16 protein-coding genes are annotated in these 16,442 nt (G+C 60.0%); 3 read left to right on the forward strand and 13 right to left on the reverse strand.

From position 1 onward, the window contains the following. Positions 1–64 precede the first annotated feature (64 nt). From lepB to rpoE, 7 genes are all read right to left on the reverse strand, one after another. Positions 65–868 (reverse strand): signal peptidase I, encoded by an 804-nt coding sequence (lepB, locus tag B0H98_RS00100; RefSeq protein WP_106373040.1) that lies wholly within the window; start codon positions 866–868, stop codon positions 65–67. A 14-nt stretch (positions 869–882) separates the two neighbouring features. Next, positions 883–2,700 (reverse strand): translation elongation factor 4, encoded by a 1,818-nt coding sequence (gene lepA, locus B0H98_RS00105; RefSeq protein ID WP_106373041.1) that lies wholly within the window; start codon positions 2,698–2,700, stop codon positions 883–885. Positions 2,701–2,895: 195 nt separating this feature from the next. Further along, on the reverse strand, positions 2,896–4,305 hold the full coding sequence (locus tag B0H98_RS00110) for a DegQ family serine endoprotease (protein ID WP_106373042.1): 1,410 nt from the start codon (positions 4,303–4,305) through the stop codon (positions 2,896–2,898). A gap of 86 nt (positions 4,306–4,391) precedes the next feature. Continuing rightward, positions 4,392–4,871, reverse strand: a complete 480-nt coding sequence (locus tag B0H98_RS00115) for a SoxR reducing system RseC family protein (protein WP_244182935.1) — start codon at positions 4,869–4,871, stop codon at positions 4,392–4,394. Between the two features lie 24 nt (positions 4,872–4,895). Then, a complete protein-coding gene (locus B0H98_RS00120; protein WP_106373044.1) occupies positions 4,896–5,861 on the reverse strand; it encodes a MucB/RseB C-terminal domain-containing protein in 966 nt (321 codons plus the stop codon). Positions 5,862–5,911: 50 nt separating this feature from the next. Then, a complete protein-coding gene (locus B0H98_RS00125) occupies positions 5,912–6,640 on the reverse strand; it encodes a sigma-E factor negative regulatory protein (RefSeq protein ID WP_106373045.1) in 729 nt (242 codons plus the stop codon). A 334-nt stretch (positions 6,641–6,974) separates the two neighbouring features. Further along, a complete protein-coding gene (gene rpoE / locus B0H98_RS00130; protein WP_106373046.1) occupies positions 6,975–7,574 on the reverse strand; it encodes an RNA polymerase sigma factor RpoE in 600 nt (199 codons plus the stop codon). A gap of 344 nt (positions 7,575–7,918) precedes the next feature. Between rpoE and B0H98_RS00135 the strand changes: the two genes are divergently transcribed. Further along, complete coding sequence (locus B0H98_RS00135) at positions 7,919–8,995, forward strand: 3-deoxy-7-phosphoheptulonate synthase (protein ID WP_106373047.1); 1,077 nt, start codon at positions 7,919–7,921, stop codon at positions 8,993–8,995. Positions 8,996–9,034: 39 nt separating this feature from the next. Here B0H98_RS00135 and dinG read toward each other — a convergent pair whose 3' ends face one another. Together dinG and rhlB are read right to left on the reverse strand one after the other, a co-directional pair. Beyond that, positions 9,035–11,161 (reverse strand): ATP-dependent DNA helicase DinG, encoded by a 2,127-nt coding sequence (dinG, locus tag B0H98_RS00140; RefSeq protein ID WP_106373048.1) that lies wholly within the window; start codon positions 11,159–11,161, stop codon positions 9,035–9,037. Between the two features lie 5 nt (positions 11,162–11,166). Further along, entirely contained in the window at positions 11,167–12,441 is a 1,275-nt protein-coding gene (gene rhlB, locus B0H98_RS00145) for an ATP-dependent RNA helicase RhlB (RefSeq protein ID WP_106373049.1), read from the reverse strand. 145 nt (positions 12,442–12,586) lie between these two features. Between rhlB and B0H98_RS00150 the strand changes: the two genes are divergently transcribed. Both B0H98_RS00150 and xthA read left to right on the forward strand, forming a co-directional pair. Then, a complete protein-coding gene (locus B0H98_RS00150; protein WP_106373050.1) occupies positions 12,587–12,835 on the forward strand; it encodes a hypothetical protein in 249 nt (82 codons plus the stop codon). Next, positions 12,835–13,668, forward strand: a complete 834-nt coding sequence (xthA, locus tag B0H98_RS00155; RefSeq protein WP_106373051.1) for an exodeoxyribonuclease III — start codon at positions 12,835–12,837, stop codon at positions 13,666–13,668. Before B0H98_RS00150 ends, xthA begins: the two co-directional genes overlap by 1 nt. Before the next feature lie 10 nt (positions 13,669–13,678). Here xthA and B0H98_RS00160 read toward each other — a convergent pair whose 3' ends face one another. The 4 genes from B0H98_RS00160 to B0H98_RS00175 are packed head-to-tail and all read right to left on the reverse strand — an operon-like array spanning position 13,679 to position 16,442. Further along, positions 13,679–14,743, reverse strand: coding sequence for a tetratricopeptide repeat protein (locus B0H98_RS00160; protein WP_106373052.1), 1,065 nt, complete (start codon positions 14,741–14,743; stop codon positions 13,679–13,681). 4 nt (positions 14,744–14,747) lie between these two features. Then, the gene (locus B0H98_RS00165; protein ID WP_106373053.1) at positions 14,748–15,503 is read right to left on the reverse strand and encodes an energy transducer TonB; all 756 of its coding nucleotides are present in this window, start codon (positions 15,501–15,503) and stop codon (positions 14,748–14,750) included. Continuing rightward, entirely contained in the window at positions 15,500–15,907 is a 408-nt protein-coding gene (locus tag B0H98_RS00170) for an ExbD/TolR family protein (RefSeq protein ID WP_106373054.1), read from the reverse strand. Before B0H98_RS00170 ends, B0H98_RS00165 begins: the two co-directional genes overlap by 4 nt. Continuing rightward, a complete protein-coding gene (locus B0H98_RS00175; protein WP_106373055.1) occupies positions 15,900–16,442 on the reverse strand; it encodes a MotA/TolQ/ExbB proton channel family protein in 543 nt (180 codons plus the stop codon). Before B0H98_RS00175 ends, B0H98_RS00170 begins: the two co-directional genes overlap by 8 nt.

The following is a 16,442-nucleotide window of genomic DNA, read 5'->3' on the forward strand; positions in this document are numbered from 1 at the left end:
AGGGCTCCTACGTCATTGACGTTAACTAAAGTGACATGACTAACCATAACTAACCTGTACCCATTCATTCGATGCGCCGCACGCTGGTAAAGCTCGGCAGTCCGCCATCCCAGTGCATCCATACGGCAAAGGCACGGCCAACAATATTCTCTTCCGGCACAAAGCCCCAGTAGCGGCTGTCATTGGAGTGATCGCGGTTGTCACCCATCATGAAATAGTGGCCCTCCGGGACTTCAACCTCACCCATCTGCGGGCCGGGCGCACGCGGATTGTTGTAAATCGCGTGGCTCGTGCTGCCCAGGCGCTCTTGCAATAATAGCTCTTGAGGCGCAGTGGCAGGGCCCTCTTCGATCAGCGTCTTGGCGACGGGCTCGCCGTTGACGAAGAGCTGCTTGTCTTCATAGCGAATGCGATCACCCGGCAGGCCTACCACACGCTTGATGAAGTTGACCGAAGGCTCATCGGGAAAGCGGAACACCATGACATCCCCCCGTTCCGGGTCATCCACTTCGAGGATACGGTCGTGTACCACGGGCAGGCGAAGCCCATAGGCAAACTTGTTCACCAGGATGAAGTCGCCTACTTCGAGCGTCGGGCGCATCGAACCCGAGGGAATCTGGAACGGCTCGACGATAAAGCTGCGCACCACCAGCACCACCAGCAGCACCGGGAAGAACGAGCGGGCGTAGTCAACAGGCCATGGTTCCTTGAGCAGCTTGTCGCGGGTAGGCGCATCCACGCCGTCGGTCGTTGCCGCTTCCGCCTTGGCCAGGCGCTCGCGCCGCTTGCGACGCAGAAAGACCACATCGATTAAATAGATGACCCCTGAAATGACAACGGCCAGTACCAGCAGTAATGAAAAATCCATGGAGGGCGTCTTCCCTAGTCGTTAACCTTGAGCACAGCAAGGAAGGCATCCTGGGGAATTTCGACACGCCCCACCTGCTTCATCCGTTTCTTACCGGCCTTCTGTTTCTCGAGCAGTTTCTTCTTGCGGCTTACGTCACCGCCATAACACTTCGCGGTCACGTTCTTGCGCAGCGCCTTCACTGTGGAACGCGCCACGACCTGACCACCAATGGCCGCCTGGATAGCAACGTCGAACATCTGGCGCGGGATCAGCTCTTTCATCTTCTCGACCAAAAGCCGGCCACGGCTGTGTGCATGGTCGCGGTGAATGATCACGGCAAGCGCGTCTACCTTTTCACCGTTGATCAGCACGTCCAGGCGTACCAGCTTGGCCGCTTCGAAACGCTCGAAATTGTACTCGAGCGAGGCGTAGCCGCGGGAGATGGATTTCAGGCGGTCGAAGAAGTCCATGACCACTTCCGACATTGGCAGCTCATAGGCCAGCTGAATCTGGTTACCCAGGAACTGCATGTCCTTCTGGGTGCCGCGGCGCTGTTCACACTCGGTGATCACGTTGCCCACGAACTCCTGCGGCACCAGAATGCTCGCCCGTACGATGGGCTCGCGCATTTCGTCCACGTCCGCCATATCCGGCAGCTTGGAGGGGTTGGAGACGTAGTTGACGTCACCATTTTTCATGGCGAGTTCGTATACCACGGTGGGCGCGGTGGTGATCAGATCGATATCGTATTCGCGCTCGAGCCGCTCCTGGATGATCTCCATGTGCAGCGTACCGAGGAAACCCACGCGGAAGCCAAAGCCGAGGGCGTCGGAGTTTTCCGGTTCATACTCAAGAGAAGCGTCGTTGAGCGCGAGCTTTTCAAGGGCATCCCGGAAGTCTTCGTAATCGTCGGCGCTGACCGGGAACATCCCGGCGTACACCTGGGGCTTGACCTTCTGAAAACCGGGCAGACGCGGCACGTCCGGCGTCTTGGTATGGGTGATGGTGTCACCCACCGGCGCGCCGTGAATTTCCTTGATACCTGCCACGATGAAACCCACTTCACCGGCACGCAGGATGTTGGTCTCTTTACGCAGCGGGGTGAAAATACCCACTTCGGTGGTGTTCCAGTCGCGGCCGGTCGACTTGATGCGGATCTTGTCGCCCTTGCGCAGCGTACCGTCAAACAAGCGCACCAGCGAGACAACGCCGAGATAGTTGTCAAACCAGGAGTCGATGATCAGCGCTTGCAGCGGCGCGTCGCGGTCGCCCTTGGGCGGCGGAATATCTCGCACCAGCCGCTCGAGCAGCGCATCGATACCGATACCGCTCTTGGCCGACACCTGACACGCATCAGTGGCGTCAAGGCCGATGATCTCTTCGATCTCTTGTGACACCTTGTCCGGGTCGGCCTGGGGTAGATCGATCTTGTTGAGCACGGGCAGTACTTCAAGCCCCTGCTCGATGGCGGTATAGCAGTTCGCCACCGACTGCGCCTCGACGCCCTGGGCTGCATCCACCACCAGCAGCGCGCCTTCACAGGCATACAGCGAGCGCGATACTTCGTAGGAGAAATCCACGTGCCCCGGTGTGTCGATGAAGTTGAGCTGATACACCTCACCATTGTCCGCGGTGTAATCGAGCGTTACCGACTGGGCCTTGATGGTAATGCCCCGCTCGCGCTCGATGTCCATGGAGTCGAGCACCTGCTCCTTGAGCTCGCGCGCGGTCAAGCCGCCACAGGTCTGGATCAAACGGTCAGAAAGCGTTGATTTGCCATGGTCAATGTGCGCAATAATCGAGAAGTTTCTTATGTTTTTTAGCTTGCTGCTAGAAACGTCGTGGGACATCGAGAGTGTTCTGCCTTAGTGGTACGCAAGCGGCTTTCAACCTGACCGCCTCGAGAGTTTACAGCCCGATAACAGCAGACCCGTTGGCCGCGTTGGCTATTTTCATAAATGAGATACGCGCTATTGTAGCGATATGCGCGGGATAGGAACAGCAGTCCGGCGAGAACCGCCGGACTGGACAGGCAGAGAGAGGAATTATTCGAGGCGTAGCGCCACGAAAAGCGAACGTCCGTCGCGATAAATACGCAGCGGAATGGCTCGATCGCTGGGCAGATCTTCCACAATGGACAGCAGTTCATCCGCCGAGGAGACGCCACGATGATCAATACTCACCAGCACATCCCCCGGGCGCAGGCCGGCTTCGGCGGCCACACTGCCCGACTCGACCTGACGCACTTCCACGCCACCATCGATATTCAGGCGCTCGCGCACCGCCTCGTCAAGCTCCGCCACCGAGATACCCAGGCGCACCTGGCTGTTGCTGGCGCCACTCTGTTGCTCACCTTCGGCATCCGGCCAGTGGCCAAGCTCGACGGTTTCAGTGACCTGCTCGCCATCACGCATCAGGGTAAGCTCCACATCGCTACCCGGCGCCACGCGACCAATCAGGCGCGGTAACGTGCTTGAACGGTCCACTTCGTCACCGTTGACATTGATGATGACATCCCCTGCACGCAGGCCGCCCTGGGCCGCGGGGCCTTCCGGGTCGAGGTCTGCAATCAGGGCGCCGCTGGCATTGTCCATGCCGAAGGATTCGGCCAGATCACGCGAGACGGGCTGGATCATCACGCCCAGCCAGCCGCGGTCCACGTGGCCTGCTTCACGCAGCTGGTCGGCAACGTCCATGGCTACGTTGATCGGGATGGCAAATGAAAGCCCCATGAATCCGCCGCTGCGCGTAAAGATCTGGGAATTGATACCCACCACTTCACCGTCAAGGTTAAATAGCGGGCCTCCGGAGTTGCCGGGGTTGATGGCCACGTCCGTCTGAATGAACGGTACATAGGCGTCCCGGGGCAGCGTGCGGTTGATGGCACTCACGATGCCCGCGGTCACCGAGTGATCAAAGCCGAACGGCGAGCCGATGGCGGCAACCCACTCGCCTACTTTCAGCTCATCGGAGTTGCCCAGATTCAGCACCGGCAGTTCGCTGGCGTCGATCTTCAAAAGCGCAACGTCGGTTTGGGTATCGCTGCCGATAAGCTCGGCGGGAAGCTCACGGCGGTCGTTCAGGCGCACCAGAATTTCATCGGCATCCTGTACCACATGCGCGTTGGTCATGACGTAGCCATCATCGCTGATGACAAAGCCTGACCCCAGCGACTGGCGCTCTTCACTACGGCCCTGGCCGCCCCCGGGAGGCGTTGGAAAACTGTCGCCGAAGAAATGGCGGAAGATTTCCGGAATCTCCTGGCCGCCAAAGCCCCCCATGGAAGGATTGCTTCCGCGCGCAACGGTACGGCTGGTGGAAATATTGACAACCCCGGGGGCCGCCTCTTCAACCAGCTCGGTAAAGTCGGGTAGATCGGCGTAGGCGGTGTGGCCTACCAGAAGTAGCACCGTCAGGCATAGCCAGCGTGCGGAGGGGAGAACCAAGCGCTTCATGTGTGAGCTCCTAGTTTAAGAACACAAGTTGAACAACAACGCAGACATCAAACGAAGGAAATACAGCCTTTCAAACCGCAAGGCAATTAACTGACCAACCGCGGGCGAAAGCGTTCCGTTCGCCCGCTAAGCAAACAGCGCAGACCTGTCATCCCCGCCAGTAGAGAAACAAAAAAGCTGACCGGTGCCACCCAGTCGGCCATATCAAGTGCAGCAACACCCCCTGACAACAGTAGCGCCAGCAGCAGAGGCAAGGCATAGATCAAGAGGGCAAGCCGGGTAATATCCGCGCGCTCCAAGGTCAGCGTCACGTGCTCGCCTACGGGGTAACGCTTGGCGAGCTGGTCAGCAGCGCAAGGCACAGCTACTTCAATACGCTGATGCGAGCGGCGAGCCAGCACCCCCATGCCGCAGCCCTGCCCTTTTGCGCACTGCTGGCAGGCTTCACGCACGGAGACATCGACCAGTAAACCGCGCGCGGCATAGCCGACCACCCGGCCGGAACGCGTTAGCGCACCGCAACCGGGCATGTGGGAAATATCGTCAGAGGGGAGTGTTCGGCTCATTTTCAGGCATCTGGCTTTACGCGCTCAATCAAACTCGACGGAGTGAACCATGCGCTGCAGCATGGAGGGTGGCAATTCGCCGATCCCCACTATCTGCCAGCTCTGGTCATTCTCGACATGCCCTTCAACGGCGATTGACGAAACGCCAAGCTGGTACACACCGCTGTTGACTCCTGACTGGGATAGAGATAGATCAACCTTACCCTGGGGCTCGGCAAACAGGCTGACGGTTGCCAACCCATCACTGTACAGGCGCCGATTGGGCTCACCCTCTACCGAAGCCACGGGCTGAGAAACAAACCCATCGGGTAGCCAAGCCGGGTGCCAATCAGGCTCCGGCGCTTGCTGAATGGGATTGATCGAGATCTGGCCAGTATAACGTTCAGGCTCATGCAGCTGGGTCACCTGAAAGGTTTCCAGAATGCGCCCGGTAGCGTCGCTCAGCACGTGCTTGAGCAGCAACCCGGTAGCATCATCAAGCCACCATTCATGGGTATAGCGCTCGTGATCCTTGGGGGCAAAGCGTAGCTTTACTGCATCGCGGCCTGCAACGCGGGCGCCCTCTTCAAGGGCAACGTCATAATACTGGGAGGCATGCTCTGCCCAGCCTTCCAAAGAGGGAAATGCCTCCCCCTCGTTATTGCGCGCTACCCACGCCAGCTGCCCCACGCGAGAGCGGCGCTCAACGCTGACCGATGGGCCGTCCAGTTGCTGTACGACCTGTTGACGAACGCCATCCTGAATGCGATGGGAAAGCGCCAGTGTACGCACATCAATGGAATTGATGGCAACGGCACGGGCCTGAAAAATATAGCAATGGCTAGCCTGCAGGCTGCGCTCGAGCCACTGTGCGGGAGTAGTGGGCGAGCTTTCCGTGTCTACACGACACAGATCCTGATTGACGTTTTGTGCGTATGCACTGAAAGGCACAAGCATGGCGCTGATGACAATACTCAGCGCCAGTAGCTTATGTTGTCTTGACACCATCATGCGGATCAGTCCTTCACGTGACATTGGCCGCCAAGATAACAGGTCAGCGTTTAACGCTGACCCAGCGGCTCAGTGACGGAAGAGCGCATCAGAGGCATCCAGCTGTCGCCATTTCCGTAAGCAGCGCCTTGGGAGTGCTGCTCGAGATAGGACTGCAACAGCTTTATCTGATCGACATCGATGGTATTGCTCGACTGCATGGTAGCGCTTTGCGGCACTGCCACCGAGGACAAGTTCGACTCGCTGACGTTCATCAGCCCACTTTGAGACTGCCCATTAAGCCGGAACGGAGTAGGCTCGAACATCGGCATACTCGCAGAACTCATTGAAGCAGGCTGAGCGGCAAGACTTACAGGCTGCACCTGCCCTACCGACGCGTTGCCGGTCGAGGCAGTCGTTACGCCGCCACTTGGCTGAGGCGTCGAGCCCGAGTTACCGAAAAACTGCACACCGGTGATCACCATCAGCGACACCGCCGCTGCCACGCCTGCTCCGCGTGCAAAGGAGATATTGTTGGTGCGCGGCGAAGCGCTCTTCTCGTCTTCAAACGCCATGGGCGCAGGCTCATCCTGCAAGCGTGCCATGATGCCGGCAGAGAGATCCACGCTTACATCGACACCCTGCTCACGCTGCATCATGCTGCGTGCCAAGTGGTAACGTCGCCACCTATCTGCCGCATCAGCGTCATTTGGTAGTGCCTTCAACACTCGGCGTAATTCCAGCTCATCGCTTTCACTATCCATCAAGGCTGAAAGCGATTCCCGTGTGTTTTGACTCATACTTCACACCCTCACACTGTGTTAAATGAAGTCCTACCGCAGTACGGCAAATAAGCAGCCACCACTGTAATACTTCACAGGCTAAGACCTGATGACAACTCAAAGGACAAGGCGCCATGTCATTAGCGGCTAACGCCTAATGGCACGCCTTATATTCCATAAGATTGTTCATTGCGTCATGGCTGCCAACTCTCTTCCGAATACCGGAAGCGTTCAGGCTGTATGACGCCCCACTTGCCAGACAGTTCACAAAAAATGCAAAAAGGTAATGATTTGTGACCCGTCTGTTAGATACTGCTGTAGAACAGATCGCAACGGTTCAGGCTATTGACCATTACTCATCGCGACTGTTCCTGGCGGTAGTCACCAGTGGGCGAATATGTTCATCCACCGCCTCACGGGCGCGGAAAATCCGCGAGCGTACGGTTCCTACCGGGCACTGCATCACCTGGGCAATATCTTCATAGGCAAGCCCATCAAGCTCGCGCAGGGTAATGGCCGTGCGCAGGTCATCGGGCAGCTTTTCAATGGCTTCAAATACGGCAGCTTCGAGCTGGTCACGGGCGATGGCCGCTTCCGGCGACTCGGAATCGGCCAGGCGGCCGCTCTGGTCGATAATCTCCGCATCGACAATATCCAGGTCGCTACCCGGAGGACGACGCCCGCGAGAAACCAGATGGTTCTTGGCCGTATTGATCGCGATCCGGTACATCCAGGTATAAAAAGCACTTTCAGCACGAAATTTACCCAATGCGCGATAGGCCTTGATAAACGCCTCTTGAGCCACGTCCTGCACTTCGGAGTGGTCGTGCACGTAACGACCTATCAATCCGATAATCTTGTGCTGATATTTTTTTACCAGCAGATCAAAAGCGCGCGTATCGCCTTTCTGGGCACGTTCGACTAACTGTTGGTCCGTTTCCCGAGTGCCCATTCACACGCTCCTCCAGCTCAAACGACCGGCGTCGAGCCCTATTCCTTTTAGCCCTTTTAAGCGGGCCTTCACAGCAAGCAGCATAGCGTCCCTTGGGCATTCATTAATGGTGATGATGACAAGGGCGGCAAATCGGCCGCCCCGTTTAAGAATTCATGGCGCTAAGTGTTACGCGTTCTGCGCAGCGCATCAAGCGCTTACCTTGCACGCGAAAACGTCGGCTTGCAAAATCCAGAGGCTGACACTGTTCAACGCTGCCAAGTTCCTCAACAATTGATTTTTAGTGCCGGGTCGCGCCATAGTAGTTGCCAATTTTCGCTTATCGCGCACACATAGGTAGCAAGATGTCAGAACAGCAGGTTCACAATCTCAACGTCCTCGCTCAGGATGTTCTCACCACACCCGAGTCCTTGAAACAGGCAGTGCCGCTTACCGATGCCGCTGAGCGCACGGTGATCGAAGGGCGTCAGACCATTCAAAACATTCTGGATGGCAAGGACCCGCGTCTTCTGGTGGTGGTGGGCCCCTGCTCCATTCACGACGTGGAAGCCGCGCTGGACTATGCCCGCCGCCTGCGCATTCTGGCCGATCAGGTCAGCGACAGCCTGTATATCGTGATGCGCGTCTACTTTGAAAAACCGCGTACCACCGTTGGCTGGAAAGGCCTCATCAACGACCCGCATCTCAACGACTCTTTCGAGATTGATGAAGGCCTGCACATCGCCCGCAAACTGCTGGTCGACCTGGCTGAAATTGGCCTGCCGCTGGCTACCGAAGCGCTGGACCCCATCTCACCGCAGTACATTCAGGACTGTATCAGCTGGTCGGCCATCGGCGCACGGACTACCGAATCCCAGACCCACCGCGAAATGGCCTCGGGCCTCTCCTCTCCGGTCGGCTTCAAGAACGGCACCGATGGCAGCCTGGATGTCGCCATCAACGCGCTGCAATCCGTTGCCAACCCGCACAACTTCCTGGGTATCAACCCGGCAGGCCAGGTAGCGATCATCCGCACCCGCGGCAACGCTTACGGCCACGTGGTACTGCGCGGCGGCAATGGCAAGCCCAACTATGACAGCGTCAGCGTTACCCTGGCCGAGAAGGAGCTCAAGAAAGCCAAGCTCTCGGCCAATATCATGATCGACTGCTCTCACGCCAACTCCAACAAGGACCCGGCGCTTCAGCCGCTGGTGCTCGAGAACGTGACCAACCAGATTCTGGAAGGCAACACGTCGATCATCGGCCTGATGGTGGAATCCAATATCGGCTGGGGCAGCCAGAAAGTGCCGGCGGACCTGAGCGAGCTTCAGTACGGCGTTTCCATCACCGATGCGTGTATCGACTGGGACACCACGGTAGAAGCCTTCACGCGCATGAACGACAAGCTGGCAAGCGTGCTTGCCAAACGCATCGGCCATTAACGCCAATTCCCCACGGCAGTTCTGCCGTGGGGAAGTGGTTTACTGAATTTCCCGGCGAAACGGGGGCAGCGCATCCAACAGCGCCTGCCCGTAGCGCCGGGTAATCACGCGCCTGTCCAGCAGCGTAATGGTTCCCCGATCACTCTCCTTTCGAATCAACCGTCCGCAGGCCTGCACCAGCTTGATGGAGGCATCCGGCACGCTGATGCGCATGAAGGAATTCCCGCCCTGGCTTTCGATCCATTCGGCAAGCGTGGCGCCCACCGGATCATCGGGCACCGCGAACGGCAGCCGGGTAATCACTACGTGCGTCAGGTAGTCGCCGGGTAGATCGATGCCTTCGGCAAAACTTGCCAGCCCGAAGATGATACTGCCCTCTCCGCGGTCTACCGCGGCGCGGTGGCGCTCGATCAGCTCGCGCTTGGGTAGCGCGTCCTGGGCCAGCACCCGTGCCTTGGTTGCTTCAGGCAGGCTTTTTTCCACGGCGCGAAGCTGCGCGCGCGAGGAGAACAGCACCAGAGCAGCCTCTTTATCGGTCAGTTGAGTCACGAACCGGGCAATCGCGCTTTCATGGGCGTCGCGGTCGCTTGGATCCGTGGCTTCCCGGGGCACGCGCAGCACGGCGTTGGCGTAATCGAACGGGCTGGGCAGCGCCTGGTAACGGTAGCGGTTGGCAAGGCCCGCCCGCTCCTGAATCCGCTCGAAGCGGCCCAGTGCCGTCAGCGTCGCCGACGTCACCACAGCCCCATGACAGCGCCCCCACAAGTGCTTGGCCAGGGTATGCGCCGCCGACACCGGGCTTGCCGAGAACTCGACCTCAGGCTCGCCGCCCACCCGGCTCAGGGTTATCCAGCGTGCGCTGGGTGGCGCGTTGGCGGCGTCCTGTTCGCTGAAGGCCTGCCACAGCGCATGGGCTTCCAGCGCCCGACCATGCAGCAGCGCTACCAGCGGCAGCCAGGTTTCAGCCTGCTCACGGTCAAGCCCGGTCTGCTTATCCGGGTCCAGGCTTTCGCGCAGGATATCGCTGATGCTTTCCAGGCAGCGGGAAAGCGTGGCGAACATGACCAGCAGTTGCTGGGCCTGTTCGCGCAGCGCATCGGGTATCTCGCCCTTTTCGAAGCGCGACTGCAGCGTGCTCTCTTCGTCACCCAGGCCGTTTGGCCGTCCGGCGATCTGATGGCCCACGCTGAACACATCACCCAGGGCCGGTTCCAGGGTCTGAATGACCTCGGGCAGGCCTGCCAGCAGCCGCGCAATGGTCGGCTGTACCGCCAGCGCCTGATGCAGGTCCGTCAGGCTGGTCTTGAGTGTCTTGAGCCAACGCAGGCAACCATGTACGGCAAAGCGGTGGGCGAAGTGGGAAAGCGCCTTGTCCGGCAGATGGTGGCCCTCATCAAACACGAAGATGCAGTCGGCGGGATCAGGCAGGATAGCGCCGCCGCCGAGCGCCAGATCCGCCAGCACCAGGTCATGGTTGGCGACGATCACGTCAGCGTTTTCAAGCTCGCGGCGCGAACGAAAGAAGGCGCAGGCGCCAAAGTGGCCACAGCGCCGGCCGGTGCATTGGCGATGATCCACCGTCAGCCTTCGCCAATGGGCATCGTCGATCGAGACAGGCCAGTTGTCGCGATCGCCCTGCCACTCACCCTGACCGTAAGCTTCGGCCATGTCCGTGGCCAGCACGTTGAAGTCGCTGCTTTGGGTCTGCAGCGACTGCTCGAACAGCGAAAGCGTGGGATTGGGTTCGGCGCCTTCCAGCACCTGGTCCAGCTTGGACACGCACACGTAGCGCCCGCGCCCCTTGGCAAGCGCGTAGCGAAAGGCGATACCGCTATGCTTGGCAAGCGCCGGAAGATCCTGATTGAGCACCTGCTCTTGAAGCGCCACCGTGGCGGTCGAGATCACCAACCGCTTGCCGCGCGCCTTGGCAATCGGCAGCGCGGCAATCAGATAAGCCAGGGTCTTTCCCGTGCCGGTGCCCGCTTCCAGCACGCATACGTGGCTGTCGCTGGTACGCTTGCCTTCACTGTCGCTTTCGATATCGCCCAGAGTGCGGGCGATTTCGGCAATCATCAGGCGTTGACCGTAACGTGGGGTAAGCTCAAGGCCTTCCACCACGCGACGGTAGGCGTCCTGTATCTCGCTTTTCAGGGCAGTATCGAGCATGTGCTTTACAGCATGCCTTCCGGCGGATGCTCGCAGGGCAGCTTGTCGTTGATATAGCGTTCGATTTCGGGCAGCGAGAAGGCGTCTTCTTCACCCACGAAACTGATCGATACCCCTTTAGCGCCAGCGCGACCGGTACGTCCGATGCGGTGAACGTAGTCTTCAGGGTCTTCCGGCAGGGTGTAGTTGATCACGTGGCTGACATCTTCGATGTGAATGCCGCGCCCGGCGACATCGGTTGCCACCAGCACCTGGATCTCGCCCTCACGGAAACGTTCAAGCGTAGTAATCCGCTGATTCTGCGGCACATCACCCGACAGCATGGCAGCGCTGATACCGGCTTTCTTGAGCACTTCATCGAGCTTGCGTACCAGATCACGGCGATTGCCAAATACCATCACCCGCTCGAAGCTCTCCTGCTCCAGCAGATTGACCAGCAGGCGCTGCTTGTCATCGTCCGAGACGAGATAGACGCGCTGATCGATATCCGCCTGGTTCTCGACGGTGACTTCGATCTCGACGTGAGCCGGGTTCAACGTCCACTGGCTGGCAAGGCTCAGAATATCGTCGGTAAAGGTAGCCGAGAACAAAAAGGTCTGGCGCTCTTCTTTCTTCGGCGTGTAGCGAATGATGCGCTTCACGTCGGGAATGAAGCCCATCGACAGCATGCGGTCGGCTTCATCGAGCACCAGCACTTCGACTTCGGCAAGATCAATATCACGCTTCTGGTGGAAATCCAGCAGGCGCCCTGGCGTTGCCACCAGAATGTCGATCTTCTTGCCCAGGCTCTCGAGCTGCTTTTGATAATCCATGCCGCCGACCACGCTTGCCACGTTCAACTGCGTGAAGCGCGCTAGCGCCTTGGCGTCCTTTTCGATCTGCAGGGCGAGTTCGCGGGTGGGCGCGATAATCAGCGCACGCGGCGCGCCAGGCTTCTGACCGTCAGGCGCCGGCTCTTCCATGAAGTAGGCCAACACCGAGATCAAGAAGGCGGCGGTTTTACCAGTACCCGTTTGTGCCTTGCCGACGATATCGCCGCCCAGCAGGGTCTGGCGTAGCGCTTCGGCCTGAATAGGCGTGCAGTATTCAAACCCTTGGGCATGAATGGCGCGCATCAGAGGTAGTGGCAGATCAAAGTCATGAAAGCGCCATTTGCCGGCCACGGCAGGCACCTGAAACTGACGAAGATCCCAGTTCGACTGACGACGACGCGGTTTCCGACGGCGGCGTTTCGGCTTGCGGTTCTGGGCCGATGCTATGGTCTGTTCCGACTCGCTCATAGGCTATGTATCTGTCCATTGCTGTGAATATTAGGCATCACGAAGTGCGCATTGTATCAGGGCTTGGCGTCAAGAGCGCGTCTTGCTGTCGAAGCAATGCCAGAGCCTGTTAGAATGTGGCTTGATTCGACATGAGGAGCGCGACATGACGCGTAAGAAAAAGACACGTTCGCTGGCCGACAAGGTGACGATCCGCACCGGGCGGCGCAAGGATTACAAGAAGTGGCGCCACGATAACCCCGACCAGGTGGCGCCGTCACGCCGCTTTGTAGCAAAAAAGCAGCAGCAGCGTAAGTTGCAGGCGATTAAAAAGCTCGCCCGCCAGCAAAGCGGGCAGAACATCGCCATTCACCCGGGCAAGGAGTCTGATCAACCGCCCGAAGGTCAGTCGTAATGCGCTTGGTGTCCTTCAATATCAACGGTATTCGCGCAAGGCTACATCAACTGCAGGCCTTGATTGATACCCAGCAGCCGGATGTCATCGGCCTGCAGGAGATCAAGGTTCAGGACAGCGAGTTTCCGTTAACCGATGTGGAGGCCATGGGCTATCACGTCTATTACTACGGCCAGAAAGGCCACTATGGCGTGGCATTACTGTGCCGCCAGGCGCCGCAGGAAGTCTTCTACGGCTTTCCGGACGACGCCGAAGATGCCCAACGCCGCATGATCGGGGTGCGCCTGCTGGCCGATGACGGCGAACCCGTTACCGTCTGGAACGGCTACTTTCCCCAAGGCGAAAACGTCGAGCACCCGACCAAGTTTCCGCACAAGGCACACTTCTACCGTCAACTGCAGAGCCTGCTCGAGCAGCAGCACCGGCCCGATGAGCGCCTGGCCATCATGGGAGATTTCAACATTTCTCCTGAAGATCAGGATATCGGCATTGGCGAGCCGAGCCGCAAACGCTGGCTGCGCGAAGGCAAGGCAAGTTTTCAGCCGATCGAGCGCGAGTGGCTTGCCGGCATCAAGGCCTGGGGGCTGAGCGACAGCTACCGCCTTTGCCACCCGGATAACAGCGAGTGGTTCAGCTGGTTCGACTACCGCTCGAAAGGCTTTGACCGCGACCCCAAACGCGGCCTGCGCATCGACTATATTCTGGTGACCCAACCGCTTGCCCAGTGCGTGACGGCGGCGGGCATCGATTATGATCTGCGCGCCATGGAGCGGCCTTCCGACCACGCCCCTACCTGGAGCGACTTCGAACTGACGCTCAAGGCACCCGCGTAACAGCCAGCATTCAATCGAAGCGGGCCAGCCATTGGCTGGCCTGTTCATCACCCAGCCTTGCCGCCTCCAACAGCGCCGCTTCGGCTTGTGTTTCCTCTCCCCAGGCGTAGGCCAGCTGCCCATACTGACGCCAGTCGGCGGCATTTTGCGTATGCTCGGCCAGCGTCTTCCAGGCGCTTAGCGCATGGTTCACATGCCGCGCCTGCTGCCAGGAGGTCGCTAAAAGCCTCAACGCTCGCTCGTCGCGCTCGATATCACCGCGCTCAAGTGCCTGCTCCAGACGCTCGGCAGCCCGGGCTGGCGTACCGCCTGCGCGGTGCAGCTCGATCAGTAGCCAGAAATCCTCTGGCGCTTCCAGCTTGCCAAGCTGCCAGGCCGTATCCCACAGACCGGCAGCCACGCCTGGCTGGCCCGCCTGCTGCGCAAGGCCTGCCGCCTGTCGCCAGGCTTCGGCGTCGCTTTCCCGGTTCAGCCCCTCTACCAGCCACCCCAGCGCCTGCTCGCCCTGCCCTGCACGGCGCAGAACAACAAGCGCCAGGGCCTGCTGGCTTTCACTTGGCTTCTCGACCTGAGCCATCGCCTGCTCCAGTCGTTCAGCGGCATCTTCCCACTCACCCTCATCTGCCAGCAAGCGTACCAGCTGCCACTGGACGTCTGGGTCCTGCTCGCTTGCAAGCCATTCGCTCAGCAGTGCAATCGCCTGATCGTTCTGGCCTGCGGCACGGCGCAGCGATGCTTCCTCCTTCAACCAGCGCATCGTCTGCTCGGCCTCTACGCCACGGGTCTGGCGCGCCTTGGCCAGATGGTCCGCCGCTGCTACGGGCTGCTCCATGCGTGCCAACGCCCCGGCGGCGAGCTGATGATAGAGTGCGCTTGCCCAGCGGTCTGACGCATTGCCACCGGCCAGACGTTCGGCCTGGGCGGCACCGCGGGTGGCCACGCTGTCGTAGGCGCCCTCGGCCAGCTGGGTTTGCATGGCTCTCAGGTCACCAATGATATCGCCGGACAGCGGCGCGCTGGCGTGAGCCAGGGAGGCCCATAGGCTGAACAGTAGAACTCCACCTAAACGCTGCATACCGCTACCTCAACTGGAACTCGATGCGCTGCGTGGCCCGGCGCACCTGCTGGCTGCCGGAAAACTGCCACTGCGCGATGGCTTCTTCAGCGGCGCTTTCAAACACGCGCCGCGGCTGAGCGTTGGTCACCCGTATGGAGGAACGATCAACGCTGCCATCTCGACGAATGATGAACTCCACCTCGACGAAGCCTTCCATGCCCCGACGCTGAGCGCGTGCAGGGTATGTAGGATTGACCCGGCTGGTCGGCGCCAGTTGCCCGACGCTGACCGGCTCATCGGAAGGCGGCGCTTCGGCTACCGGCGCGGCGGACTGTTCTGCCGGGGCGCTGGCAGGCGTTTCAGCTGGCGCTGGCTGAGGCGCTGGCTGCGCAGTGGGCGCCGGTGGCGTGGGTGCAGGTTCTGGCGTCGGCTCCGGCGTGATTTCGGTCAGCTCGGGCAATTCGCTATCCATTTCTACCGGCTCGATGGGCGCTTCAGGCAGCTCGACCTCGGGCAGACTGATGGCGCTGTCGGTAACCGGCGGCGGCTCCGGCGTAGGCATGGGCGGCGGTGCCTGCTGCGGCAAGGCCTCGGCGGGGGGCGGCGATGCTGCCTCCTGTTCCGGCGCCACTTCAGGTGCTTCGACCATGCTCATGGTCATGGTCATTTCCGGCGCGTCAGGCTCCTTTTCAGGCGGGGCAACCAGCAGCGCCAGCAGCCAGAACAGGCCTATCGCAAGCGTGGCGCCTATCAGCAGCGACAGCGCATGACGCATCATGGCGTACTCCGATTCGCCGCCACGGCGACCTGCTCCACACCGGCCTGCTTGAGGCGATCCATGACTTCGATCAACAGCCCCGTGGTCGAATCACGGTCAGCCTGAATCACCGCCGATCCCTGCTCGGTCAGCATACCCGCCACTTCCTGACCAACCTGGTGTACGTCCACCGGCTTGCCATCTACCCAGATCGCACCTTCAGGCGTGATCGCCACCAGCACCTGCGCCTCCGGGCGCGGGCTCGCCGCGCTCGAATCGGGGCGCTCGATCTCGATGCCGCTCTCCTTGATAAAGCTGGTCGTGACGATAAAGAAGATCAGCATGATGAACACCACGTCCAGCATGGGCGTCAGGTTGACCTCGTTACTTTCGGCACTTGCGTCCATCGAACGGCGTCTACGCATCTTTCTCCTCCAAGGCACGCGCCAGGCGATCGTGCAAGCGTTGGTCTTCGCGACGAATCACGTGCTCTAAACGACTGATAAACAAAAGCCCCACGACGGCAATGGCCATGCCGGTCAAGGTCGGCAGCGTGGCCCGCGCCACGCCGTCGGCCATGGCCCGGGCCTGGTGGGTCTCGCTCATCGAGAGGCTGTCAAAAACGGTAATCATGCCGGTCACGGTGCCCAGAAGCCCGAGCAGCGGGCAGAGCGCTACCAGCAGCTTCAACCAAGGCAGCGGGCGGCGCAGTCTGGCTACCAGCGCTTCGCTCCAGACATGACGCAGGGTGCGCGCGCTCCAGCTGCGGTGGTCCGGGCGATCGGCCCATCGGCGAACCAGCTGCCGGCGCGCCTGACGCCAGGTAATGCGGTAGTACCACCAGCGCTCGATGGCCATGCCAAACACCAGCACCGCAACAAACGCCAGCACTACCAGCACCGCACCACCGGCCTCCACCAGCCGCTCAACCGGCTCCAGCCAGAGAGGTAGCGTGGGCAT

This window comes from Vreelandella songnenensis (assembly GCF_003002925.1).
Lineage (GTDB): Bacteria > Pseudomonadota > Gammaproteobacteria > Pseudomonadales > Halomonadaceae > Vreelandella > Vreelandella songnenensis.